Annotated in this window: 18 protein-coding genes; 13 read left to right on the plus strand and 5 right to left on the minus strand. The window is 57.8% G+C overall.

Translation table 11 applies throughout. The features are described 5' to 3' along the window. Window positions 1–25 precede the first annotated feature (25 nt). The gene (locus tag BED41_RS00260) at window positions 26–643 is read right to left on the minus strand and encodes a TetR/AcrR family transcriptional regulator (RefSeq protein WP_066741578.1); all 618 of its coding nucleotides are present in this window, start codon (window positions 641–643) and stop codon (window positions 26–28) included. A gap of 453 nt (window positions 644–1096) precedes the next feature. On the opposite strand from BED41_RS00260, the gene BED41_RS00265 reads away from it, so the two are divergent. The 5 genes from BED41_RS00265 to BED41_RS00285 all read left to right on the plus strand — a co-directional run bounded on the left by BED41_RS00265 (window position 1097) and on the right by BED41_RS00285 (window position 8468). Further along, window positions 1097–1735, plus strand: coding sequence for a TetR/AcrR family transcriptional regulator (locus BED41_RS00265; RefSeq protein WP_066741585.1), 639 nt, complete (start codon window positions 1097–1099; stop codon window positions 1733–1735). Window positions 1736–1809: 74 nt separating this feature from the next. Continuing rightward, window positions 1810–3039 carry an efflux RND transporter periplasmic adaptor subunit gene (locus BED41_RS00270; RefSeq protein WP_066741588.1) on the plus strand — a complete coding sequence of 410 codons (1230 nt, stop codon included), beginning with the start codon at window positions 1810–1812 and terminating at the stop codon, window positions 3037–3039. A gap of 4 nt (window positions 3040–3043) precedes the next feature. Continuing rightward, a complete protein-coding gene (locus tag BED41_RS00275; RefSeq protein ID WP_066741591.1) occupies window positions 3044–6184 on the plus strand; it encodes an efflux RND transporter permease subunit in 3141 nt (1046 codons plus the stop codon). 2 nt (window positions 6185–6186) lie between these two features. Continuing rightward, complete coding sequence (locus tag BED41_RS00280; RefSeq protein WP_229712353.1) at window positions 6187–7686, plus strand: efflux transporter outer membrane subunit; 1500 nt, start codon at window positions 6187–6189, stop codon at window positions 7684–7686. A 71-nt stretch (window positions 7687–7757) separates the two neighbouring features. Next, window positions 7758–8468 carry an acetyltransferase gene (locus tag BED41_RS00285; protein WP_066741596.1) on the plus strand — a complete coding sequence of 237 codons (711 nt, stop codon included), beginning with the start codon at window positions 7758–7760 and terminating at the stop codon, window positions 8466–8468. Window positions 8469–8486: 18 nt separating this feature from the next. Here the strand turns inward: BED41_RS00285 and mobA are convergent, their stop codons facing one another. Continuing rightward, entirely contained in the window at window positions 8487–9113 is a 627-nt protein-coding gene (gene mobA, locus BED41_RS00290) for a molybdenum cofactor guanylyltransferase (RefSeq protein WP_066741598.1), read from the minus strand. A gap of 4 nt (window positions 9114–9117) precedes the next feature. Further along, window positions 9118–11805 (minus strand): formate dehydrogenase subunit alpha, encoded by a 2688-nt coding sequence (fdhF, locus tag BED41_RS16035; RefSeq protein ID WP_084002137.1) that lies wholly within the window; start codon window positions 11803–11805, stop codon window positions 9118–9120. 496 nt (window positions 11806–12301) lie between these two features. Between fdhF and nuoE the strand changes: the two genes are divergently transcribed. From nuoE to BED41_RS00340, 8 genes are all read left to right on the plus strand, one after another. After that, window positions 12302–12778 (plus strand): NADH-quinone oxidoreductase subunit NuoE, encoded by a 477-nt coding sequence (gene nuoE / locus BED41_RS00305; RefSeq protein ID WP_066741607.1) that lies wholly within the window; start codon window positions 12302–12304, stop codon window positions 12776–12778. Between the two features lie 20 nt (window positions 12779–12798). Then, a complete protein-coding gene (locus BED41_RS00310) occupies window positions 12799–13179 on the plus strand; it encodes a (2Fe-2S) ferredoxin domain-containing protein (protein ID WP_066741619.1) in 381 nt (126 codons plus the stop codon). Between the two features lie 20 nt (window positions 13180–13199). Continuing rightward, window positions 13200–14990 carry an NADH-quinone oxidoreductase subunit NuoF gene (gene nuoF, locus BED41_RS00315; protein ID WP_066741621.1) on the plus strand — a complete coding sequence of 597 codons (1791 nt, stop codon included), beginning with the start codon at window positions 13200–13202 and terminating at the stop codon, window positions 14988–14990. 31 nt (window positions 14991–15021) lie between these two features. After that, on the plus strand, window positions 15022–16767 hold the full coding sequence (locus tag BED41_RS00320; RefSeq protein WP_066741623.1) for an NADH-dependent [FeFe] hydrogenase, group A6: 1746 nt from the start codon (window positions 15022–15024) through the stop codon (window positions 16765–16767). A 163-nt stretch (window positions 16768–16930) separates the two neighbouring features. Then, a complete protein-coding gene (locus BED41_RS00325; protein ID WP_084002138.1) occupies window positions 16931–18472 on the plus strand; it encodes an ATP-binding protein in 1542 nt (513 codons plus the stop codon). Window positions 18473–18480: 8 nt separating this feature from the next. Further along, a complete protein-coding gene (locus tag BED41_RS00330) occupies window positions 18481–19731 on the plus strand; it encodes an APC family permease (protein ID WP_066741626.1) in 1251 nt (416 codons plus the stop codon). A gap of 253 nt (window positions 19732–19984) precedes the next feature. Next, entirely contained in the window at window positions 19985–20536 is a 552-nt protein-coding gene (locus BED41_RS00335; protein ID WP_066741629.1) for a helix-turn-helix domain-containing protein, read from the plus strand. A 237-nt stretch (window positions 20537–20773) separates the two neighbouring features. Further along, complete coding sequence (locus BED41_RS00340; protein ID WP_066741632.1) at window positions 20774–22132, plus strand: MATE family efflux transporter; 1359 nt, start codon at window positions 20774–20776, stop codon at window positions 22130–22132. Window positions 22133–22212: 80 nt separating this feature from the next. Here the strand turns inward: BED41_RS00340 and BED41_RS00345 are convergent, their stop codons facing one another. Then, complete coding sequence (locus tag BED41_RS00345; protein WP_066741635.1) at window positions 22213–22425, minus strand: cold-shock protein; 213 nt, start codon at window positions 22423–22425, stop codon at window positions 22213–22215. 216 nt (window positions 22426–22641) lie between these two features. Continuing rightward, window positions 22642–26175 (minus strand): pyruvate:ferredoxin (flavodoxin) oxidoreductase, encoded by a 3534-nt coding sequence (gene nifJ, locus BED41_RS00350; protein WP_066741637.1) that lies wholly within the window; start codon window positions 26173–26175, stop codon window positions 22642–22644. Between the last annotated feature and the right edge of the window lie 82 nt (window positions 26176–26257).

The raw sequence follows: 26257 nt of genomic DNA on the forward strand, positions 1-26257 counted from the left end.
GCGCACGAATTTTTCACTCGCAGGATCAGAGATTCAAAGAGGCCAGCGTCTGCGAGAAAGGCTCAAAGATCAATTTATCATACATAAAAAATTCCCTCGGCAGCAGGTTCTTCGTTTGAAGCATATAGAGGCCGTTGAAAACCGACGTTATGACGACGGCTATTTTTTCTGCCTCAATGTCTACGCGGATCGCTCCCGCCTCTTGGGCTTTCTTTATGTGAGCTGTAACGATCCCGCGTTCCTTAAGGCCCGCGTCGTGGAGCATGTCGAAAACACGGTTCCTGAGGTCTTCCGGCCAGCTGTGATTCTGGCTCAGCAGATTGTAAACGCGAATAAACCGTTCGTCAGAGGTGAAACAGTTCAAGCTCTTTTTGTAAAAGGAGTATAAAGTTTGCTCCGGCATAGGGTCGCTCAGCGCGTTCACCGCCTCTTGTATCTTGGCTTCGCAATGGCGTTTGACGATATGGAGAAGGATGTCCTCTTTATTTTTAAAGTGCCAGTATACGACGCCCTTTGTGATGCCGAGGCTGTGAGCGATCTCCGTAAGCGACGTATTGGAGAACCCCTTTTCTATAAAAAGATCCAGCGCGCCCTCCATTATCCGCTTTCGCGTATTTTCCGCCGCTTCTTTCGTCCTGCGCAAAAGGTTTTCCTCCTTACACCGCTTTGAAATCGGTACCCGCTTCTATGCCGGTTTTTCTGGGGTCAATGATAGCACATATTTTTACGGGCGGCTTCGGTTACTATGCATTTGGCCGCGTTATACTGTTGAATGGACGTAATCAAGAATGTAATTATGGTTATTTTCAATAAAAATATCTGCTTTGGTTTTTACCTGGGACGGCTGTCGTAAGCGCGGCGTTGTTTTTCTTATGCTGTGAGGCGAATGCCCGTCAGTGTTTTTTGCCGCCCTTTAGGGAGCGCGGAATTCCGTCTGTTTATCGTTTTGACATGTCATTGATCCGCCATTAGCTTATGAAATTAAAGTCGTTCTAATCTTTTTGCACATTTAAAACGAGGGCTGTTCATATTGACTTACATACTCCGCGGTAAATATAATCCTCGCACTTTATTTATATTCACTGGGGGTGAATGAATGAAAAGAACAAAGAAAGAGGCTCTTGAGACTCGCGCCAACATACTCGAATCGGCGCTTGACATACTCAGCGTAAAAAATTTCGCGAATACCTCCGTTACGGAGATATCGAAGCGCGCAGGCCTAACCAAGGGGGCGTTTTACTGGCATTTCCGGAATAAGAGCGACCTCCTGCTCCAGCTCGTCGAATCCATTTGCCAGGATAACGAGGAGAGTTTTAGAAATATCCTGAGCACGCCGCATTTAAGCGGAGAGCTGTGGGGCTATTACAAAAAAGAGTTGGCAAAATTAGAGGAGGACGCCAGGTACGCGAAGATCCACATGATGATGGCCCGCCGGCAGTACGAGTGGCCCGTCGAGGTCCAGGAAAGAGCGCGGCAGATAATCGTCGACTACTTTGAACGCGACAGGCTGGCCGTAGAGCGGTTCGTCGTCCTGGGACAAAAAGAGGGCCGTTTCAAAAAGGACATTCCGACAGGAGATATCGCCGTACTGATCAGCTCCATATTCCACGGCCTGTATATGATGCAGCTCGCGGGAAACCTTCCGAAAAGTTTTTCCGAGCATACGGATATCCTCTTTGACACTTTCAACAAGATATTGACTGCGGATGAGAACGCGGTGCTGCTGCGAAACTGATAGGGCGAACCATTGCGGTATTTAAAAAGGTATCTGCAAAAGGTACGAAATTCAAAAGAGAAGGTATATTAAATATGAGAAATCATGAACCGTACAGCGACATAGAAGTCAAAAGCAAACCGAAATCAAAAAAATGGATAAAAGCTGCGGCGGCCGCGGCGCTGATCACCGCGGCCGTTTGCTGCTGGTACGCGGCGCCAAGGATGGGCGGCGGCGCTAAAGGCGGGAACGCTGTCGCCGAAGCGCCGAGCGTGACCGTGGCCGTCGTGAAGAGCGCGGATATCTCAGCGCGGCCGTCGGAGTATGTGGGGCGCGCCGAGGCTATTCAGAGCGTGCAGGTCAAACCGCAGATATCCGGCGAGATCGCCCGCGTCTATTTTCAAGAGGGTTCCATGGTCAGGGAAGGACAGCCGCTTTTCCAGATAGACCCAGCACGCTATCAGGCGACGGTGGAGCTCCGCCGCGCGGAGCTTGAAAAGGCCGGGGCCTCGCTCGCCGAGGCCGACAAATATTACCGAAGGGTGACCTCCGCGGACAGCCGCGCCGTCTCTGCCGCGGAGCGGGACAGCGCCGAGGCGAACCTTCTTCAGTGCCGCGCCGCTCTCTCGCAGGCTAAGGCCAGCCTGCGTCTCGCCGAGATCGACCTCGGCTACTGCCGTATCACCTCTCCGATCACGGGCAAGATCGGCGCGGCAATTTTCACGAAGGGCAACTATGTGACCCCCGCCTCGGGACCGCTTGCCTCCATCGTCCAGATGGACCCTATCCGCGTCTCCTATACGCTGCCGGACCGTGATTACCTGGACCAGCTTGAATATTTTAAAAGTCAGGGCGCGGTTTATAAAACGAAGCTCGTCCTCAGCAACGGCACGACATTCGGCGCGGCTGGCTCCCGCGATTTTGAAGACAATATTGTGGACCGTCAGACGGGAACGGTGCTTATGCATTTACGCTATAAGAACGGGGACGGCCGGCTCATTCCCGGCGAAATGGTGCGCGTATTCACGCAGTCTGTAAAGAGCCGCATGGTCCCGGTCATTCCGCAGGCGGCGGTCATGGCCGACGCTAAAGGCGACTTCGTATACGTGGTTGAGGCTGACGATACGGTTCGCGACATACGCGTGAAACTTGGCCGAGAATTCGGTATGCAGCGTGAAGTCGACGCCGGATTGTCGGAAGGGCAGCGTGTCGTCGTCGCGGGGCTGCAGAATATCCGGCCCGGCGTGAAGGTCAAGGTAAACGCTCCGGCTCCGTCCGGCAAGGCGTCAGATTTGGCCGGTGACAGCCGGAAAAAAGAGGACTAAGAGGATGTTCTCTAAATTTTTCATCGACCGCCCGCGTTTTGCGATCGTCATCTGCGTGCTGATGGCGTTCTCGGGCATGATCGCCGCTTTCTCTCTGCCGATCGAACAGTATCCCAACGTCACTCCGCCGCAGATCCAGGTGACCACCACCTATCGCGGCGCGGACGCGGTGACGCTGGCCAACACGGTCGGCGCGCCGCTGGAAGAGATGGTCAACGGCGTCGAGGATATGATCTATATGAACTCGAGTTCGAGCAACAACGGCGAGTATAAGCTGACCGTTACCTTTGCGACGGGCACCGATCCCGATATGGCGCTCGTGCGCGTGCAGAACCGCGTATCGCAGGTAACGCCGCAGCTGCCTGCCGAAGTCGTCGCGGAGGGCGTCACTGTGGAGACGGCCTTTTCGGACATACTGGCCTTTCTCGCGATCATTTCACCCAACGGGACTCACAGCGAGCTTGATCTGTCAAACTACGCCCACGCGAATATCAAAAACGTCCTGAAACGCGTTCCCGGGATGGGCGACGTCCAGGTCTACGGTTCAAAATACAGCATCCGCATCTGGCTCGACCCCGTGCGGATCACATCGCTGGGGCTCTCTATCGGCGACGTGGCGGTGGCCATCGAGAGCCAGAACAAACAGGCCTCCATCGGCTCCGTCGGCGCGATGCCCAGCGCGACGGACAGCCCCATCGTCTACACCTTGATGACCAAGGGGCGGCTCACGGATATCAAAGATTTTGAAGAGATCGTCGTCTCCGTAAACAAAAACGGCGGCGTCGTCAAGCTGCGCGATATATCGAAAATCGAAATAGGCAAGGAGACTTACTCTATCAAGGCTATCGTGAACGGCGCGCCCTCTACGATGATATCGCTTTCTCAGGCCGCCGGCTCAAACGCCCTCAACGTTATGAACGGCGCGAAAAAAACGATGGCGGAGATAAAAAGCACGCTGCCGGACGACATGGAATTCGTCATTCTGCGCGATTCTACCGACTATGTAAAGGCAACGATCCACGAGATACTGCTGACGCTCATTCTCACCTTCATGCTTGTCGTCATCGTCTGCTACCTCTTCCTTCAGGACTGGCGCGTAACGCTCGTCCCCGTGGCGGCCATACCTATCTCTCTGCTGGCTACCTTCGCGGGGCTCGCGGCTATGGGGTACAGTATCAACATCCTGTCGCTGTTCGGCCTGGTACTTGTGATCGGGACCGTCGTCGACAACGCGATCGTCGTCGTCGAGCGCGTGCTCTTCGTTATGGACAGGGATGGCTGTTCGCCGGAGGAGGCGACGCTTCAGGCGATGGGCGACGTTACCGGCCCGATGTGTGCGACGACGCTCGTATTTCTTGCGATATTCGTGCCGGTGGGATTCATGAGCGGGATCACCGGGCAGATATACAAGCAGTTCGCCGTGACGATATCCTTTGCCGTATGCTTCTCGCTCGTGGTGGCGCTCACGCTGTCGCCGGCGATGTGCGCCCATATACTGCGCAGCGTGAGACCGGCGGAGAGAGGGCCGCTTAAATGGTTCAACATCACGCTCGCGAAATCCACACGCGGCTATGTCGCGGGCTCCGTCTGGCTTGCGCGGCGCACGCTCGTCACCTTCGGCATTTTCGCGCTGATGATCGCCGGCTGCGGGGTCCTGGGTAAAACTATGCCCTCATCGTTCATCCCAGACGAGGACCAGGGCGTCGTCTTTTCTACCATACAGCTGCCGGAGGGCTCTCCCCTTACGAGTACGGAAAGGGTGACCAGCTCCATGGGGGCCGAGGTCTCAAAGCTCGCGGGGGTAGAGAGCGTTTCCAGCATCAACGGAGTCAACATCATGGGAGGTTACGGCGAAAACGTCGCCTCGCTGCTCGTTCCGCTGAAACATTGGGACGAACGGAAGACAAAAGAGACGCAGCTTTTGACGATAGCCGACGAGATCAAAAAGATAGCCGCGAAGTATCCCGAAGCCGCGGCGAACATCTTCACGCCGCCGGCGATAATGGGGCTCGGCATGGCCTCCGGCCTTGACTTGAGGCTGCAGTCGCGCGAGGAAAACGACCCAGAAAAGCTCGCGTCGGTGATGCAGGGGCTTCTCGCCGCGCTGAACCAGGCGCCGGAGTTTCTCTACGCCTTCAGCACCTACTCCGCCGACACACCGCACCTATTCCTCAACATCGACCGCCAGAAGGCCGAGATGATGGGCGTTCCGGTAAGCTCCATCTTCTCAACGCTGCAGACCTATTTCGGCGTCGCGTATATCAACGATATCAACATCGGCACGCAGGTCAATAAGGTCATGCTCCAGTCCGAGTGGAGCTATAGAAACAGCGCGGACAGCATCGGCGGCATCTTCGTGCGCAACAGCGACGGCGGGCAGACTCCGATGCAGAGCCTGGCCGCGGCGCGCAAAACGCTGGCCCCGCGCACGCTCGACCGCTACAACCTCTTCCCCAGCGCCGGCATAACGGTCGTTATGAACCCCGGCTATTCGACGGGACAGGGAATAGCGCGCGTGGCGGAAATAGCGAAAGCGGCGCTGCCCCGCGGCTACGGCTACGAATGGTCCGGCATGACCTATCAGGAACAGGAATCCGGCAGCAGCGTGGTGGTCGTTCTCGTGATCGCGCTCATCTTCGCCTACCTCTTCCTCGTCGCACAGTATGAAAGCTGGTCGGTGCCGGTACCGGTAGTTCTCTCGCTGCCGGTGGCCATGTTTGGCGCACTCGCCGGGCTTTGGGTGATGGGGCTTTCGCTTTCCATTTACGCCCAGCTGGGGATACTGCTGCTGGTGGGTCTCGCCGCGAAGAACGCGATACTTATCGTCGAGTTCGCCAAAGAGCAGCGCGAGGAACACGGCCTGCCGCTGATTCAGGCGGCCGCGCGCGCCGCAAGCGAACGTTTCCGCGCCGTCCTCATGACGGCCTTCACCTGCGTCCTCGGCGTGCTTCCCATGCTCTTCGCCTCCGGCGCGGGAGCCGCGAGCCGCAAGGCGGTCGGCACGACGATGTTCTTTGGAATGAACGCAGCCACGATCTTCGGCATCTTCTTCATTCCGGCGCTCTACGTATTCTTCCAGAGGATACGCGAAAAGGTGAAGCGGCGTATCAAAGCTATGGATAGGAAAGCGAGGGCGGCACAATGAGAATGATAAATATTCTTCGCGGATGCACGGCGGCCGTCACAATAACGGCGTTTGCGGCCTCAGCGATAAATGCCGCCCCGAAGGCCGGGGCCGTTTTGCCCGCCGCCGACAGGCAACTCGCAGAGAACGCGTGGACGGAGCTCGCGCGGGCATACCCCGTGGCGGCGGCATCCTCCGATACGTCCGAGGCGCTCACGCCGGAGAGGCTCGCAAGCTGGTGGGATGCCTTCGGCGACCCTATAATGACCTCGCTGATAAAAAAGTCGCTTGAGAAAAACAGAGATCTCGCCGCCGCGAGAGCCGGAGTGACGGAAGCGCGTGCCGCGCTCGGCGTAAGCCAGGCGGCGCTCCTGCCGTGGCTCGACACGACAAATTTCTGGAACAGCAGCCGCACGCCCGTCGACGCCGGAGGCACGGGCGGCGGCGGCAACCTCTATCGCCTCGGTGTCGACGCTTCGTGGGAGATAGACGTCTTCGGCGGCCGGCGCGAGAAGGTCAAAGCACAGCGGGCGACGCTTGAGGCGCAGTACGCGGCGCTATACTCGACGTGGACCTCGCTTGCCTCGGAGGTCGCGATAAACTACATCTCGCTGCGCACGCTGCAGGAGCGCCTGGATATCGCGAATTACAACCTCGGGCTGCAAAACGACACCGTTGAGATACAGCTGTCGAAAACAAACTCCGGCCTTACCGATTCCCTCACTCTGAAACAGGCGCAGTACACGATGGAACAGACAAAAGCCATGATCCCGAACATCGAAGCCGCGCTCGAACAGGCCAAAAACGCGCTCGCCATCCTCACGGGCGAACTTCCGGGGACGCTGGAAGCGGAACTTTCTGTGAAAGGCCCTATCCCCGTTCTTGAAAACAGGGAATATATCGGCATCCCGGCAAACGCCATCCGCCAGCGCCCTGACATCCGCCGAGCGGAACGGCTCCTTGCCGCGCAGCTCGCGCGCAAAAAGTCCGCGCAGGCCGACCTGTGGCCCAAATTTTATTTGACGGGCTCGATCGGCACCGAAGCCGGCGGCTGGGGAAGCCTATTTGAAGGCCCCGCCAAACTTTACGGCTTCATGCCGCAGATAAGCTGGCCCATCTTCCACGCCGGCGCGATCAGGAACAACATAAAGGTGCAGGGCGCCGTCGCTGAGCAACTACTCAACAGCTATGAACAGACCGTACTCACGGCAGTTGGCGAAGTGAGGAACGCTCTCTCCGCCAACGTGCGGGAATATGAGAGAAACGGTTCGCTTAAACGTGGCATGGAAGCGGCCCAGACGGCGCTTGATGTGGCAAACGACAAATACGCGAACGGCCTCGTTGATTTCACAAACGTGATTAACGCGCAGCGTTCACTGACAGAGCTCTCCGAAGAATACACGATAAGCAGAGGCCAAATATCCACAAACGCCGTCCAGCTATTCAAAGCGCTCGGAGGCGGCTGGCAGCCGCTGGACGAGGCGGAAAAAGAGATGGCCGCGGCAGGCTCAAAGAAGAACTAAAGGCTGTATATAAACTGTTCCCGTCCTGTCTAAGCGGTGCGGGTGAATAAAAATGGAAAGGTTGGAATGATATGGAAAAAAAGTCTCGCATTTTTCTTATCGGTGCCGGCGACCACGCGAAGGTCGTTCTTTCAGCGCTAGTGACGTGCGGTTTCGAATGCAGAGGGATTTACGACGATAACCCGGAACTGTGGGGGCAAACGCTCTGGTGTCTGCCAATTTACGGGCCCGTCTCCAAAATGCCCGATACCGCCGAGACAATGGCGGTTATCGCGATCGGAGATAACAGTGTGCGCCGTGTTATTTGTGAGAAGTTTAAAAATGTCTGCTGGCCTGTCATCGTTCACCCGAAAAGTGTTGTTGACAGCTCCGTGCGTATCGGTGAGGGTACGATCGTCATGGCTGGCTGCATAATAGAATCTGACGCGGCAATAGGCCGCCACAGCATCGTCAATTCGGGCTGCTACATCGGCCACGATACGAAGGTTGGCGATTACTGCCACGCGGCTCCAAGAAGTGCCGCCGGCGATAACGTGACGCTTGCGGACGGCGTTTTTCTCGGCATTGGTTCTCTCGTCCGCCCTTACGCGGCGATCGCCGAAAATGCTACCGTCGGCGCAGGCAGCACCGTCATAAAAGATATTGGCCCAGGAGGTACCTGGGTAGGCAGTCCCGCCCGAAGGATACCGTCCCCTGCGCGGATGCGCTATGCCGGACGTGCGAGTATCACCGGAACGGAGTTGACGGGCGGCTGTGATGACGGTCAGGCGTCTTCAGAATAGGCCGCCAATATTTCGCCGTTATGAGCGCATAATCATCGACAGATCGCCGGGGGTGTTGAGATTTGTAAAGGATTTTTTGTAGCCGGGAGAGAGGCGCGAGAGCGCCTCTTCGTTCAGGATGGTGAGACGCGATTCGCGGTAGAAGGCCTTTATCCGTCCGCCCTGCGCGAGCGCCGCTTCGGCGCGGGGCAGGCAGCGGCGGCTGTAGAAGGCGTGCAGCGGCTCAAGCCAGCCGCCGATCTCCGCCGTCACCACGTCGGTCTCTTCCGCGCGGAGGGCCGCCATGCCGCGCAGCACCGCTTCGTCCGCGAAGGGCATGTCGCAGCCGAGCAGGAGGCCCCACTCGCCGTTCATCGCCGCAAGCCCCCGGCAGAGTCCCTCAAGGGGGCCGCGCCCTTCGGCGCGGTCCTCCGTTATGCGGACGTTCCACCTGTCAAGCAGCGGTCCCAATCTCTCCCGCGCCTCCCGCGCGCCGCCCTTTGCCGCGAGCAGCAGCGTTTCGTCAAAGAGCGGCGAGAGGCGCGTCAGGATCTGCCCGAGCAGCGGCGCGCCGCCGAGTTCGAGATATAGTTTATTTTTTCCCCACATGCGGCTGCCAAGCCCTCCGGCGAGCAGCAGGAGCGAGCCTCCAATGGCGCGGGTCACGGCGCTATCCCTTGGAGAGCCTCACGGCGCTCACCTTGAAGCCGGGCGTCTCGGAGGTCGGGTCCCAGACCGCCGCCGTCAGCAGGTTGGCCGGGGCCTCGGCGAAGTGGAACGGCAGAAAGACCATTCCCGGAGCCACCTTTTCCGTGATCCGCGCGCGCCCCGAGACGGAGCCGCGCCTGGAGGTCACGGTGAGCGTCTCCCCCTCGGCCAGCGCGAGGTTTTTCGCGTCCGCGGGGTTGATTTCTATGTAGAGCTCTTTAAGATGCCGTCCGGGCGCGCCGCGTCTCGTCATGCTTCCGGAATGGTAGTGGAACAGGCTGCGCCCCGTCGTGGCGATAAAGGGGTATTCGCCGTCGGGCCATTCGTGCGGCGCGCTCCATTCGCAGGGCGAGAAGATGGCTTTGCCGCCGGCGCGCGCGAATTTTTCTTTATGCAGGACCGGCGTTCCCGGATGGTTTTCATCAGGGCAGGGCCACTGCAGATATCCCCTCTCAAGCCGTTCGTAGTTCATGCCCGCGTAGGCGGGGTTGGCCTTCCGTATCTCTTCAAAGATGTCTTTGGCGCTGTCGAAGCGCCACTGGTGTCCGAAGCGCTTTGCGAGTTCAACGAAGGTGCGCCAGTCGTCGCGCGCCCCGCCTGGCGGATCGCAGGCTTTGCGCAGCAGCTGCACGGCGCGCGTCGTGTTGGTGCAGGTCCCCTCTTTTTCAGGCCAGCAGGCGGCCGGCAGCACAACGTCCGCGAGCCGCGCCGTCTCGGTGAGGAAGATGTCCTGCACGGCGAGGAAGTCTAAGTTTCCTAGGGTGTGAACGGCGTGGCCGGTGTCGGCGTCGGTGACGGCGGGGTTTTCACCCATGATGAAGAGCGCCCCGATATCGCCCTTCGCCGCCGCCTCCATCATTGCCGCGACGGTGAGTCCGGCCTTTTCCGGCGGGGCGCATCCCCAAAGGGCGCGTGTCTTTTCCGCGGCGGCCCCGGTGTTCACCTTGAGGTATCCAGGCAGCGTAGCGGGAAGGCATCCCATGTCGCAGGCTCCCTGCACGTTGTTTTGGCCGCGCAGCGGGTTTACCCCGGTGCCGGGCCGTCCGAGGTTGCCGCAGAGCAGCGCGAGGCTGCAGAGGCTGCGCACGTTGTTCGTCCCCGTGACATGCTGCGTGATGCCCATCGTGTAGAAGATTGCGGCGTTTTTCGCGCCGCCGTAGAGGCGCGCCGCCCTGACTATCGTCTCCGCCGGCACGCCGGTTATCTCTTCGGCGTATTCGGGGGTGTATCTCTGAACGAGGGCCTTGAGCGCCTCGAAGCCCTCGACGCGCTCTCTGACGAAGGCTTCGTCGTGAAGCCCTTCCTTTAATATAACGTGCATCATCGCGTTGACCAGCGCGACGTCGGAGCCGCTCCTCTGGCGCACCGACGCGTCGGCGTACCGGTGCAGCTCGATGAGGCGCGGGTCGCAGACGATAAGCTTGGCCCCCGCGCGCACGCGTTCTTTGATCATCGCGCCGATGACCGGGTGGGCCTCCGTCGTGTTGGAGCCGATCACCATGATTGTATCGGCATGTTTGATCGATTCATAGTCGTTTGTCATCGCGCCGCTTCCGAGGGTCTCGCCGAGACCCGCCACCGTAGCGGAGTGTCAGAGGTGGGCGCAGTGGTCGACGTTGTTGGTGGACATCACCTCGCGCGCGAAGCGCTGCATGAGATAGTTTTCCTCGTTCGTACAGCGGGCTGAGGTGAAGAAGCCGGCGCGTCCCATGTTGCGGCGAAGTCCCGCCGCCACCGTGTCGAGCGCCTCATCCCAGGAGGCGGCGCGAAATTCTCCGTTTTCTTTTATCAGCGGCGTCGTCAGGCGGTCGGGGCTGTTCACGAACTCCCATCCGAAGCGTCCCTTGACGCAGCTTCTGCCCTGGTTGAGAGAGTCCGTGTCGGTGTGGTCGGTGGTGACGTTTGTCACCCTGCCCTGCCGGTTTACCTCGACGACGACGGAGCAGCCGACGCCGCAGTAGGGGCAGACCGTCTTTACGCGTTTTATATCGGCGGCGAGGCCGCCGCCGAGCGCCGGCCTCTCGGCGAGGGCTCCGACGGGGCAGACGGCGACGCACTGGCCGCAGAATTTACAGTCGGAGGACTCGATGCCGAAATCCGCGGGGCGCTGTATCACCGTCTTGATGCCGCGGTTCAGAAAGTCGATAGCGCTGTATTGCGCGTGGCTCTCGCAGACGCGCACGCAGCGGCCGCAGAGCACACATTTGTCGGTATCGCGGATGAAGAATTGATTTGATTCGTCGACGGGATGCGGCGTCGGCGAACGGTCCGCGCGCCCGGGGAAGGAATCTCTTTTGATCCCGAGATTATAGACGAGCCTCTGCAGCTCACAGCGGCCGTTCGCGTGGCAGTAAAGGCATTCGAACGGATGGCGCAGCAGCATCAATTCCACGATGGCGCGGCGCGTATCGCGGATAAGAGGGCTCTCCGTGGTGATTTCCATGCCCTCCGAAATGGGGGTCGTGCAGGCCGGAAGGAGTTTGGAAAAGCCCTTCGCCTCTACCAGGCAGATACGGCAGCCGCCGAATGTCTCAAGCGCCGGATGGTAACAGAGCGTCGGGATCGTTATCCCGGCGCGCGCCGCCGCCTCTAATATTGTCATTTCCGGCTCAAAGGAGACCCTTTTGCCGTTTATTACCGCCTCCGGCATTTATAAATTCCTCCTACGGCGTCATTTTTTATATTTGGTGGCCATTATACGTTTTTATTGATTTTTAATAAAGAGAAAGAATACTCTCACCGTATGGATCATATATTTGAATTTGGCGCAGATTTGTTAAACGAAGCGAAAAAAACCTAAAAATTCTGTGTTTGACGGTAAGAAAAAACGGAATTTTCGGAAATACAAGGTGTTTTTATGACATAAATCGTGAACAAAAATGGACAAAAAAGCATAAATATAATTTTATTTGTCTGAAAAAAGAGATTTTCGGTTGCAGTTATTCTCATAGAGGGGCTATAATAAACATGCTTTGTGTACTTTTTCGCAAGTGCTGTCTCGCACAGTACGTCTGCCAATATAGAGTGTCTCATTACGAGCGTTTTTGAGGCGTGCGGATTACCTGTAACTTTTCTATTGGGGTTACATCTTCATCTTTTCAGGCGGGAGGGCCTGAGAAGGAGACAACTTAAGGAGGGTGCGTTTTATGGTGGAGAAAGCGTCGGAAAAGCAGTGGGAGCAGCTTGCTGAGCTCCTCGGCAAATACCGCGGCACTAAGGGAAGCGTCATTCCCGTGCTTCAACAGGCACAGGAAATCTTCGGCTATCTGCCGAAAGAGGTCCTGATCGAAATCAGTAATCAGCTTGATGTCCCCGTCAGCCAGATATTCGGCGTGGTGACATTCTATGCTCAGTTCCATCTTGAGCCGCGCGGAAAGAACATCGTCAGATCATGTCAGGGTACGGCCTGCCATGTTCGCGGAGCGAAGGGCGTTCTCAACGCCATCCGCGAAAAGCTCGGCCTCAAAGAGGGCCAGGTCACAACCCCCGACCTCAAGTTCACGCTTGAGACGGTGGCCTGCATCGGCGCATGCGGCCTCGCCCCGGTGTTCATGGTCAACGACGAGACGCACGGCAGACTTACGCCCGAGTCGGTCGGTCCGATACTGGACAAGTACGCTTAGGAATAAGGGAGGAACTTTAAATGGCAATCAAGAGTCTTGAAGATCTTCGTAAGATAAAGGCTGAATCCAAAAAACAGACTGAAACTAGAAAGCTCAACGACAGACAGATCATCATCGGCATGGGCACCTGCGGCATCGCCGCCGGCGCGCGCGCGGTAATGACGGCGGTCCTCGAGGAGCTTGCCAAGCGCAACATACACGACGTGGCGGTTCTCCAGACCGGATGCATCGGTATGTGCCAGAAAGAACCCCTTCTCGACATAGTGCGCCCCGGCGAAGACAGAGTCACCTACGGCCCTGTCAGCCCGACGGATGTCCCGCGCATCATCGCGGATCATCTCATCAACGGCGTCGTCGTCGAGGATCTTGTGGTAGCCAAGATCCCCAACAAAGAAGCATAGGTCGAAGGGAGGAATTTTAAATGGCTCTCGTAAGAGCTCACGTACTGGTCTGCACCGGAACGGGCTGCGTCTCCTCCGGTTCAAAAAAGGTAATCGCAAAGCTTGAAGAGGAACTCAAGGCCAACAGCCTTGATAAAGAGGTAAAGATAGTCGAAACCGGCTGTCAGGGATTCTGCGAACAGGGTCCCCTCGTCATCATCTATCCCGAAGGAACCTTCTACACGCACGTTCAGGAATCTGACGTTCCCGAGATAGTCTCGGAGCATCTCATCAAGGGACGCATCGTCGGCCGCCTCCTCTTCAAGGAGCCGCTCACGGCGCAGAGCGTTCCCGACTATGCCGACATTGATTTCTACAAGAAGCAGCACCGTCTCGTGCTTAAGAACTGCGGCCACATCAACCCCGATTCGCTCGAGGAATACATCGGCGCCGACGGTTACGAAGGACTGGCGAAGGTCCTTCTCACGATGACGCCGGAGCAGGTCGTCGAAGAGATGAAGAAGACCGGCCTCCGCGGCCGCGGCGGCGGCGGGTTCCCCACCGGCATGAAGTGGGGCTTCTGCCAGAAGTCGCCCGGACCCAAGAAGTACATCATCTGTAACGCGGACGAGGGCGACCCCGGCGCGTTCATGGACCGCTCGCTGCTTGAGGGCGACCCGCACGCGATACTCGAAGGCATGATCATCGGCGCCTACGCGATCGGAGCCGACGAAGGCTATATCTACTGCCGCGCCGAATATCCGCTCGCGATCAAGCGTCTGAAGCAGGCTATCGCCCAGGCCGAAGAGGCGGGACTGCTCGGCGAGAATATCCTCGGTACGGATTTTAACTGCACCATCCATATCAAAGAGGGCGCCGGAGCGTTCGTCTGCGGCGAAGAGACGGCCCTGATGGCCTCCATCGAAGGCAAGCGCGGCATGCCGCGTCCCCGCCCGCCGTTCCCCGCGGTGAAGGGGCTCTGGGAAAAGCCTTCGAACATAAACAACGTTGAAACATTTGCCAACGTCCCCTACATCTTCCGCGTCGGAGCGGAGGAATACGCGAAGCTGGGAACCGAGAAGTCCAAGGGAACCAAGGTATTCGCGCTGACCGGTAAGATCAACAACACCGGACTCGCGGAGGTCCCGATGGGTATCACGATGCGCGAGATCATCTTTGACATCGGCGGCGGCATCATCGGCGGCAAGAAGTTCAAGGCCGTCCAGATCGGCGGTCCCTCCGGCGGATGTATCCCCGAGCAGCTTCTCGACACCCCGGTCGACTATGATTCGCTCATCGCCGCGGGCGCGATGATGGGCTCCGGCGGACTCGTCGTCATGGACGAAGAGACCTGCATGGTCGACGTCGCTAAGTTCTTCCTCAACTTCACACAGTCGGAATCCTGCGGTAAGTGCACGCCCTGCCGCGAGGGTACCAAACGCATGCTTGAAATGCTCGAAAAGATCACGGACGGCAAAGGCGAAGACGGAGATATCGAGAAGCTGGAAAAGCTTGCCTCCTCCATCAAGGCCGGTGCGCTCTGCGCCCTCGGCCAGACGGCCCCGAACCCCATCCTCTCCACGCTGCGCTACTTCAGAGACGAATATGAGGCGCACATCAAGGAGAAGAGATGCCCGGCCGGCGCCTGCCACCATCTGCTGACCTACAAGATCACCGACGCATGCAAAGGCTGCAGCCTCTGCGCGAAGAACTGCCCGGTCAATGCGATCAGCGGCGAACCGAAACAGAAGTATGTCATCGATGCGGCCAAGTGCATCAAGTGCGGCGCATGCCTGACGAAGTGCCCGTTCAAAGCGATCGTGCGCGGCTAATTTCGGCTAATGGAAGGGGAGTAAAAAGAATATGGAACTTGTTAAGGTTACTATAGACGGCATAACAGTAGAGGTGCCATCCGATTTTACAGTGATCGAAGCCGCTGCCAAAGCCGGAATCCGCATTCCTCAGCTCTGCTATCACCCGGAGCTTTCCAAAGAGGGCGCCTGCCGCGTCTGTGTAGTTGAGATAGTCGGCGGCCGCGGACTCGGCGCAGCCTGTGTCTATCCCGTAGCGGACGGTATGGTAGTATATACGAACACTCCGAAGGTACGCGAGACCCGCAAAGCGGTCGTCGAGCTCCTTCTTGCGAACCATCCGCAGGACTGCCTCTTCTGCCAGAAGAACCAGGACTGCGAACTTCAGCAGACGGCCGCCGACCTCGGCATCCGCGAAGTGCCCTATACCGGCGCTACGCGCTCCGCTGAAAAAGATGAGAGCAACCCGAGCCTTGTGCGCGACCCCAATAAGTGCATCCTCTGCGGCCGCTGCATCAGAGCCTGCCACGAGCGTCAGGGCCTTGACGTCTACGCCTTCGTGAACCGTGGCTTCAAGACCATCGTCGAACCGGCCTTTGGGCTCGGACTCGACCAGGTCGCCTGTACCTACTGCGGACAGTGCGCCGCGGTCTGCCCGACGGCCGCCATCTGTGAGCGCGACGACACCGAAAAGGTATTCGCCGCCCTCGCCGATCCCAAGAAATATACGATCGTCCAGACTGCTCCCGCGACGCGCGTCGCCCTCGGCGAAGCGCTGGGGCTGCCGGCCGGCGAAGTCGTCACCGGCAAAATGGTCGCCGCGCTGCGCAGGCTGGGATTCGACAAGGTATTTGACACCGACTTCTCCGCCGACCTTACGATCATGGAAGAGGGACACGAGTTCCTCGACCGCGTCGTCAACGGCGGCGTGCTGCCGATGATCACCTCCTGCTCGCCCGGCTGGATAAACTTCATCGAGATCAAATATCCCGACCTTCTGCCGCACCTCTCGACGGCGAAATCGCCGCAGGGAATGTTCGGCGCTCTGGCCAAGACCTACTGGCCCGAGACGCAGGGTATCGCTGTTGAAGACATCTACAGCGTCTCGATCATGCCCTGCACCGCGAAGAAGGCCGAGTGCGTGCGCCCGCAGCTCCAGAGTAATCCCGGAATCCCCGATGTCGACACAGTTCTTACGACCCGCGAACTCGCGCGTATGATCAAGAACGCCGGCATCGACTTCAAGAACCTCCCCGAAGAGGAATATGACAGCCCGCTCGGCTCTTCGACCGGCGCCGCCGCCATCTTCGGCGTCACTGGAGGCGTTATGGAGGCGGCTCTGCGTACCGTCTATTCGGTGCTCAACAGCGGCGCGGATATCCCCGGGATCATCTTCCAGCCCGTGCGCGGCATGGAGGGCATCAAAGAGGCGACGATCGAAGTGCCGGTCAACGGTGAAAAGGTCAACGTCAAACTCGCGGTCGCCCATACGCTGAAGAACGCGAAGATCCTCATGGACAAGGTCCGCGCCGGCAAGGCCGACTACCACTTCATCGAAGTCATGGCCTGCCCCGGCGGCTGCATCGGCGGCGGCGGACAGCCCCAGCCGGTCAACGCGGAGATCCGCGCCGCGCGTACGGCGGCTCTTTACAGCGTCGACGAAGCCAAAACGCTGCGCCAGTCGCACAAGAACCCCGACATCGCCGCCCTTTACGAGAAGTGGCTCGGCAAACCGCTCGGAGAGAAGGCGCACCACCTTCTCCACACGCACTACAACGCGCAGCCGAGAGAGCTTTAACTTCTCTCAAAGAAGCTATAATCAAGGAGAGGCTTCGGCCTCTCCTTTTTGTATCACCAGCTGTCTTAAAGCAGAAATTACAGTATAATGTCGCCAGAAGACCAGATTCGGACAAAGACGGGAATGTTTTTATCATCTCACGGGACGGAGCGCGGATAAGGCAATGAAGGCAAATGACATAATGTCGTGCTATCTCAAAGAATTTTTGAGGAATACCCCGGACTTTATCTGCGTTAAAGATAAAGACTCCGTATACGCCGGCGCCTCGCAGACCTTTGCGGAGCTGGTCGGCTGCTCCTCCCCCGCGGAGCTGGTCGGCAGGAGCGACCGGGACCTCTTCGGTCCTGAGCTGGCGGAACATTACATCGCCGACGACAAAAAGCTGCTCGCCTCGGGCGTCCCCGTTCTCGACTATATCGAACCGCTGCCGGGGAGCGGGGGCCGCAAGAGATATTCTTCGACCTCAAAATACCCGATCAGGGACGCCGCCGGAGAGGTGATCGGCATCTGCGCAGTAGGCCGCGACATCACGGCGCAGATCGAGCTTGAGAACGAGGCGGGGAGCGCTCAGCGGGCAAAGAGCGATTTTCTTGCGCGTATGAGCCACGACATGCGCACGCCGATGAACGGCATTGTCGGCTTTACAAAGCTCTCCCTTGATTCGGATGATATCGGACAGATAAAGGAGTATCTGCATAAGATAGACGACTCCTGCAAATATCTGCTGAGCCTTATAAACGACACCCTCGATATGAGCAAGATCGAGAGCGACAAGATAACCCTGAAGCCGGAGGTAGTTAACTCCAAAGAGCTCTTCGACTCGCTCGTGGAACTTATGGAGCCTACGCTGAGCGAAAAAAATATCACGCTGGCGGCGGACTTCGAGGGCGTTGAATTTGGCGCCATCATGATTGACCGGGTCCGCGTGCAGCAGGTACTCGTCAACCTCCTCTCAAACGCCGCGAAATTCACGCCCTACGGCGGGCGGATAGAGTTTATCGTCAGACGTCTCTTCACCTCGGATAAGATTTCCCGGGACCGGATCACGATCCGTGACAACGGCATCGGCATGAGCGAGGAGTTTCTCGCGAGGATATTTGAACCATTTGCGCAGGAATACAACGACGTTAACGCCGCGACCGTCGGCACAGGGCTGGGAATGGCCATCGTTAAACGGATACTTGACCTGATGGGAGCTACCATAGAGGTGAAGAGCCGCCGCGGCGAGGGTACGGAGATAACGATAGAGATAGACTTTGAGCATGCCGGCGGGGACGGCGCCTCTGGCTGCGCGCCGTCAAATATTGACCTCAGCGGCAGAAGGGTGCTGCTCTGCGAGGACCATCCGCTCAACGTCCAGATAACGAAGATCCTCCTTGAAAAAAAGGGGGTGGCGGTAGACGTCGCCCTGAACGGCAGAGAGGGAGTGGAAAAATTCTCCGCCTCGCAAGAGGGCGGATACGACGCCGTCCTGATGGACGTGAGGATGCCGGTGCTCGACGGCCTCGCGGCGGCGGAAGAGATACGGCGTCTCACCCGCGCGGACGCGCGGAATGTGCCGATAATCGCGATAACGGCCAACGCCTTCAGCGATGACGTGGAGAAATCCAAGGCCGCGGGGATGGACGACCATCTTACAAAACCGCTTGAGCCGAGACAGCTCTATGAGGCGCTGTACAGACATATACAAAAGGTGAAAGAGTGAGGGGAGAAATGGCGAGCAGCGGAGAGCTCAAAAAAAGTATAACCTGGCTTCATGGGACGGCGATGACCATCGGCGCCGTCATCGGCGCGGGAATACTCGTCCTTCCGGCGATTGCCGCGGATATAGCGGGTCCCGCCTCGCTCGCGAGCTGGCTGCTGATGGGGCTCATCTCCCTGCCGATGCTTGCCGCGATCGCTCAGATGTCTTCGCGCTACCCCAACTCGGGCGGGATCGCCGCCTATGCGCAGCAGGCCTTCGGTCCCGGCATGGGAAGGCTGGCGGGCTTTCTCATCTTCTCCGCGATGCCGATAGGGCTGCCGCCGACGGCGCTCATCGGGGCAAACTACCTCTGCAGCCTCTTTGGCTGGGGCACTGGCGCGGCCCATATCGCGGCCGGCGCGCTGATCCTGACGGCGGTCGCTCTGAACCTGCGCGGGATAGAGCTCTCAGGCAAGAGCCAGCTCTTCATCGTCAGCGCGATACTCTTGATACTTATATTTGTCGTCCTCTCTTCGCTCGCGGAGATCCGTCCGGCGAACTTTACGCCTTTTTTGCCGCACGGGCTTGACGCCGTCGGCCACACGATGTCCCTGCTCTTCTTCGCCTTCCTCGGCTGGGAGATGATCGGCCACCTTGCGGAGGAATTTAAAGACCCGCGCCGCGACATCCCGCTCAGTCTGGGAGCGGCCTATGTGATCGTCAATATCGTCTATCTCGCGATCGCGCTCGTGGTGGTCGGCAGCGGCGTCTACAAAAGCGGCAACCCCAATATCGCGATGGTCTCTCTGATAAAACTGCGCTGGGGAGAGCCCGCCGCGGTGCTTGTCGGACTGCTCGGCTTCGTCGTCTGCTACTGCCCCGTCCATACCTATATCGCGGGCTTTTCGCGCCTCTTTTACGCACAGGCGCGAGAGGGGTATTTTCCGAAATGCTTCGGGGAGCTTCACCCTCTGTATGGAACGCCCTTTCGTGCGCTGCAGCTCTTCGTTCCCCTCAACCTCTCGCTGCTCTTCCTGAGCTGGGCGCTCTCCTGGGACCTCAAGCCGCTGCTAGGCATCCCCAGCGCCACCTTTCTGCTCGTCTACACGATTGGGATGTTCTCCGCGGCGAAGGTATTGCCGGTAAGGAGCGGCCGTATCTGCGGCCTGCTCTCGGGAACGCTATCGCTTGCCGTCTTTGCCTTCTCCGGCTGGTATATGCTCTTCCCGCTCGCGGTGGCGCTGTACTTTGTTGTGAGATATAAAAAGGAATTTTTCTGACGGCATCTTTCCGCCCCCGCGGCGGGGGGCGTATCGTTGACAGCGGCAAGGGAGCGCCCCCTTCTTATGCGGTGTGGAATAGAGATGGAGGCTGGACTTCCGGCGGGCTTTCCGCTAGACTTTTGATATCGTAGCGTTTGTGAATGATGGAAACAGTATCGGCTGTCTGTTGACTTTTTAAGTGGCTTTGATAGACTATGTTTGTTTTCCTTTAATGAAAAATTTTCATAAATGGAAAATGGGGGAATTGCAGATGAGGCTTGGCGATACGATAAAATTTCATCGTAAGAAAAAAGGCTGGACTTTGACAGAGCTCTCCGCTCAGTGCCAGCTGTCTGTGGCACAGCTGTCGAAGCTGGAGAACGGCAAATCAAATCCAAGTATCGACAGTCTGAGAAAGTTGGCGGGGGCCTTTGAGATACCAGTCTCTACCCTGACGCTTACGGAGGAGATCCCCTCGATAAGTCCGGTGCTTGACGGAGAGGGCTTCGTCGTAAGGTGGTGCGCAAGAGGGGATGATTACGTCACCGTGCGCTATTTGACCTTAAACAGACTGGCAAAGATGCAGCCGATAGTGCTGACCGTGCCGGCGGGCATGAGCACGGGAAATTCAAAATCCCATCCCGGTGATGAGTTTTTCTATGTCCTTGAGGGCTGCGTGCGTTTCTTCTACGGGGACGACGAGGTCTTCGACATGAGGGACGGGGACTTCTTATACTACGACGGGACGGTCGCCCACCACTGGGAGAATATGAGCGCGAAAGAGGCACGTCTTTTGACCTGCAATACTCCTCCGGTAATGTGATCGGATTATTGAGAACGGCTCTTGAATCATCTGCTGAGCCGCGGAGCGGACAAGGACCGGTCCCCGGAGAGGGAGCCGGCCTTTTTCATCCGGTCGGCGTCCCTTACGCGGCTGTGATAAGATAAGATTTAGCCTTAACTAGTATAGTTTGGTGCGGATATATTATATAAACAGCCCTTTGGCGGAGGGAAATGTCCGCCGCCGCAGGGCGTTATGCGGAAGAGCTGGTAACGCAGAATGGCAAAAAAAGAGATAAATATGACCGAGGGGAATCCCCTTCGCCGGATGCTGGTCTTCGGCGCGCCGGTAATGGCGGGCGGCATCCTCCAGCAGATGTATAACATGGCCGACGCGGTGATCGCCGGACGTTTTATCGGCAGCGAGGCGCTTGCCTCGGTCTCGAACTGTTTTTATGTGGTTTTTCTTGTAACGATCATGTTTCTCGGTATCGGTCAGGGCGCTTCGATCGTCATATCCCAGCTCTATGGCTCCGGGGAGACGAAGCGGGTCAGGAGCGCCGTTGATACGGTCACCGTCCTCCTCGCGGGCGGCGGGCTGATATGCACGCTGCTCGGCGCCGCCTTTTCTGAGCCGATCCTCCGGCTGATGTCGACGCCGCCCGCGCTCATGGCGGACTCCGCCGCCTACCTGCGCATAATATTTATGGGCTCCATACCGTCGCTCGGGTATACGATACTGGCCGCGCTGCTGAACGCCGTCGGCAACTCGCGGACGCCGCTCGTCCTGCTCGGCGTCTCCTCGCTCATCAACATCTTGCTCGACCTGCTCTTCGTTCCCCTCTTCGGCATGGGCATAGAGGGGCTGGCGCTGGCCACGGTGATCGCCCAGAGCGTCTCGCTGGCGGGCTGCGTCGTCTATCTGAGCCGCTGTGGCAGCCTGATATCGCTGCGGCTGCGCGGGCTTCGTTTCAGCGGAAAGATGTTTATGCTCATAATCAAGCTCGGCGTACCCACGGGGCTTCAGAACTCGCTGATGATAATATCGATGATGGTGCTGCAGAGGCAGATCAATGAATTCGGCGTCGCGGTCATGGCCGGGCGCGGTATAGAATCTAAGATAGAGAGCTTCATGCTCATCCCGCTGAGCAGCATCGCCACCGCGGTCACGACCTTTGTCGGGCAGAATACGGGGGCCCGCAAAGATGAGCGCGTGCTGCAGGGACTTAAAAGCGGCCTCTTGATGGCCGCCGCCGTCTCTTTCATCTTCTGGTTCGTGCTCTTCTTTTTCTCCGGCCCCATTCTGGGCATCTTCTCCTCCAACGAGGAGGCTCTCTTTGAGGCGCGGCGGTGCATGGATATAATCGCCCCGACCTTTATCTTTTACAGCCTTGCCACCGCCTGGCAGAGCTTTTTCCGCGGCGTCGGCGATACGGTCTTTCCCCTTGTCGTCTCAATCTTCACGCAGTTCGCCTACCGCATAGCGGCGATCGGCCTATTTCTCGATATCTGGCCAACGCCCTCCGGCATCTGGTATCTCTATGTCTCAAGCTGGATGCTGATGTTCCTGCTGAACTGTATCTATTACAAGACCGGTTACTGGAAAAAATACGCCGCGGCAATCAGGGCGGCGGTATGAGCCGGAGGCTCCGCAATAGACGGCGGAACAAAAAACGCCCTCCCTGTGCAGGGAGGGCGTAAAGTTTTAACTTTTATTCTTTATGCAACGCAGACGTTGACGGCGCGCATTCTCTTGCTGTTTTTGGGGTCGGCCTCCACCTCGAAGGTGACCTTCTGTCCCTCGTTAAGGGACTTGAAGCCCTCAGCCGTGATGGCTGAGAAGTGCACAAAAACGTCCTCGCCGCCGTTGTCGTTCGAGATAAATCCAAAGCCTTTTTCCGGGTTAAACCATTTCACAGTACCGCTATTCATAATCAGTACCTCCATCAAATATATTGTTCGGGATAAAAAAATTTCACATGCTTTTTGTAACTCATTTAGCGGGCAAATGACTTACAAAAAACATGTGAAATCAAATGTTCATCCTGACTGAAGCATACTATATGCGAAAAGAGAGTGTTTGTCAAGTACTTTGGCAGATACGAAAGGGGAAGTTGTTTGACCTCCCCCTTTTCGCCGTATTTTTGTTTACCCTTCCATCTTCATATCAGCCATATGCCTGTAGAAGCGCCACCTGTCTTTAATGGACTTTTCCTCTTCTTTGAGGAGTATGGCGGCCTCTTCCGGATTGGCTGCTTTGAGGCTCTTGTATCTCACTTCGTTGTAGATGTAGTCTTCAAGCGGCAGCGTCGGGTCTTTGCTGTCTATTATGAGCGGGTTTTTGCCCTCTTTCGCAAGGTCGGGGTTGTAGCGCATTAGCATCCAGTGGCCCGACTCAACGGCCTTTTTCTGCTGGTCCAGTCCCTTGACCATGTCTATGCCGTGCGCTATGCAGTGGCAGTAGGCGATGATTATGGACGGACCTTCGTAGGCCTCAGCCTCTTCAAATACTTTGACGGTGTGCGCGTCGTTGGCTCCCAGCGCCACTTTGCCGACGTAGACGTTGCCGTAGCTCATGGCCATCATGGCAAGGTCTTTTTTGCCCATGCGTTTGCCGGCCGCCGCGAATTTGGCCACCGCACCGCGAGGCGTGGATTTGGAGGCCTGTCCTCCGGTGTTGGAGTAGACTTCGGTGTCAAGCACAAGGATGTTGACGTTTTTGCCGGAGGCGATGACGTGGTCGAGTCCGCCGTAGCCGATGTCGTAGGCCCAGCCGTCTCCTCCCACGCACCAGACTGATTTTTTGGCCAGGTTGTCTATTACGGACTCTAGTTCTTCTGCCTCTTCGGTCCCCATGTAGTGGAGCTGTTCTTTGAGGGTCTCTATTTTGTCCATGACGGCTTTGATTTCTGTGCCGTTGGTCTGGGGCGCCTCAAGTATTTGTTTGACTGTCTCTTCTCCGATGACGGGGGTCATTTTCCGGAGGAGTTCTTCGGCGTATTGTTTGTGTTTGTCTATGGTGAGGCGGAAGCCGAGGCCGAATTCTGCCGCGTCTTCAAAGAGGGAGTTGCTCCACGCAGGGCCTCTGCCGTCGTCGTTGACGCACCACGGGGTGGTGGGCAGGTTGCCTCCGTAGATGGAGGAGCAGCCGGTGGCGTTGGCTATCAGAGCGCGGTCTCCGAAGAGCTGGGAGAGGAGTTTGAGGTAGGGGGTTTCTCCGCAGCCCGCGCAGGCTCCCGAGAATTCAAAGAGCGGACGCAGGAGCTGGACGTCTTTGACTGTCGCGGTGTTGAGTTTGGTTTTGTCCGCCTCGGGCAGTTCGAGGAAGTAGTTCCAGTTTTTGCGCTCTTGTTCGCGCAGGGGCATCTGGGGCTGCATGATGAGCGGACGGTGCGGATCTTCTGGCTTGGTTTTGTTTATGGGGCAGTTGTGCGCGCAGAGCCCGCAGCCGGTGCAGTCTTCGGGGGCTATCTGGACGGTGAAGTCACAGCCTTTGAAGTTGGGGAATTTGGCTTCCGCGTGTTTGAATGCCGCGGGGGCCTCTTTGAGGCATTCTTTGTCGTAGACTTTGGAGCGTATGGCCGCATGGGGGCAGACGAGGACGCATTTGCCGCACTGGATGCAGAGTGAGGGGTCCCATACGGGGATGTCTATGGCGATGTTTCTTTTTTCGTATTGTGTGGTGGCGCTGGGGAAGGTGCCGTCTTCGGGCAGGGCGGAGACGGGAAGGCTGTCTCCCTCCATGACCATCATGGGGCCGAGGACCTGTTTGACGAATTCGGGGGCGTCGTCGGCGACGGGCGGCAGGATGTCGAAGGCCGCGGTGGCTTTTTCGGGCACTTTGACTTCGTAGAGGTTGGCGAGGGTCTCGTCGACGGCTTTGATGTTTTTGTCTACTATGGCCTGTCCTTTTTTGGTGTAGCTTTTGACGATGGAGTTTTTGATGGCCTCTATCGCTTTGTCCTGGGGCAGGATGCCGCTGATGGCGAAGAAGCAGGTCTGCATGATGGTGTTGGTGCGCGAGCCCATGCCGGTCTGTTTCGCTATTTTTACGGCGTCTATGACGTAGAATTTGAGTTTTTTGTCGATTATCTGACGCTGGTAGGTGTAGGGCAGCTTGTCCCAGATCTCTTCGGGGCCGAAGGGGCTGTTGAGGAGGAAGGTGCCGCCGTCTGCCGCGTTTTTGAGGATGTCGAGTTTTTCGAGGAAGCTGTATACGTGGCAGGCGAGGAAGTTGGCTTTGTTTATGAGGTAGCTCGCGTATATGGGGTCGGGACCGAAGCGCAGGTGGCTTACGGTTATGCCGCCGGATTTTTTGGAGTCGTAGCTGTAGTAGCCCTGGGCGTAGAGGTCGGTCTCCTGGCCGATGATTTTGATGGAGTTTTTGTTGGCGCCCACGGTGCCGTCGGAGCCGAGGCCGTAGAAGAGGCAGCGGACTGTTTTGGGGTTTTCGGTGTCGAAGGCGGGGTCGTAGGCGAGGCTGGTGAAGGTGACGTCGTCTTCTATGCCGATGGTGAAGCTGTCTTTGGGGGCGAGTTTTTTGAGTTCGTCGTAGACTCCTTTGACCATGGCCGGGGTGAAGTCTTTGGAGGAGAGTCCGTAGCGGCCTCCGACGACGGTGATGTCTCTGCCTTTTAGGGCCTCTCTTACGTCGGCGCAGAGCGGCTCGCAGATGGCCGCCGGGTCTTTGCAGCGGTCAAGGACGGCTATTCTCTTCACGGTGCCGGGAAGCGCTCCCAGGAAGCGTTTGACGTCGAAGGGACGGAAGAGGCGCACGATGAGCAGGCCGACTTTTTCTCCCTGTTTGACGAGGTGTTCGACGGTCTCACGCGCCACGGCGGCGCCGGAGCCCATGATGACGATGACGCGCTCGGCCTCTTCGGCTCCGTAGTAGTCGAAGAGGTGGTACTGGCGGCCCGTCTCTCTGGCGAATTTGTCCATCGCGCTCTGGAAGATGTCGGGCATGTCGGCGTAGTAGCGGTTGGCTCCCTCTCTGGACTGGAAGAAGACGTCGGGGTTCTGCGCCGTGCCGCGCACGAATGGCGCGTCGGGCGAGAGGCGGCTGTATCTGTGCTCGCGCACAAGCTCGTCGTCTATGCAGGCGCGCATGGTGTCGTAGGAGACCTCTTCTATCTTCATCTCCTCATGGCTGGTGCGGAAGCCGTCGAAGAAGTGAAGTACGGGGACTTTGCCCTCGAGGGTCGCCATCTGCGCGATGAGGGCGTTGTCCATAGACTCCTGGACGGTCGCCGAGCAGAGCATCGCCCAGCCGGTGTTGCGCACCGCCATAACGTCGGAGTGGTCTCCGAAGATGGAGAGCGCGTGGGTCGCCACGCTTCTGGCCGTCACGTGCATTACCGTGCTCGTCAGTTCGCCCGCGATCTTGTACATGTTGGGGATCATGAGAAGCAGCCCCTGCGAGGCGGTGAAGGTGGTGCCAAGGGCTCCCGCCTGCAGCGCTCCGTGGTAGGCTCCCGAGGCTCCCGCCTCGCTCTGCATCTCCTCCACCAGCGGCACCGTGCCCCAGATGTTCGGACGCTCCTCCGCGGACCACTGATCCGACCATTCGCCCATAGGCGACGACGGCGTGATTGGATAGATGGAGATTACTTCGTTAAGGGCGTGCGCGCAGTGTGCCGCTCCCTCGTTACCATCCAGCGTTACCATCTTTTTCTCTGACATGATCTCTTTCCTCCCATATTTTACAAACATTCAGACGATTCGTGTTGAGGCTATTATACAGCTATTATAAAAATTTTACATG

Source organism: Cloacibacillus porcorum, assembly GCF_001701045.1.
Lineage (GTDB): Bacteria > Synergistota > Synergistia > Synergistales > Synergistaceae > Cloacibacillus > Cloacibacillus porcorum.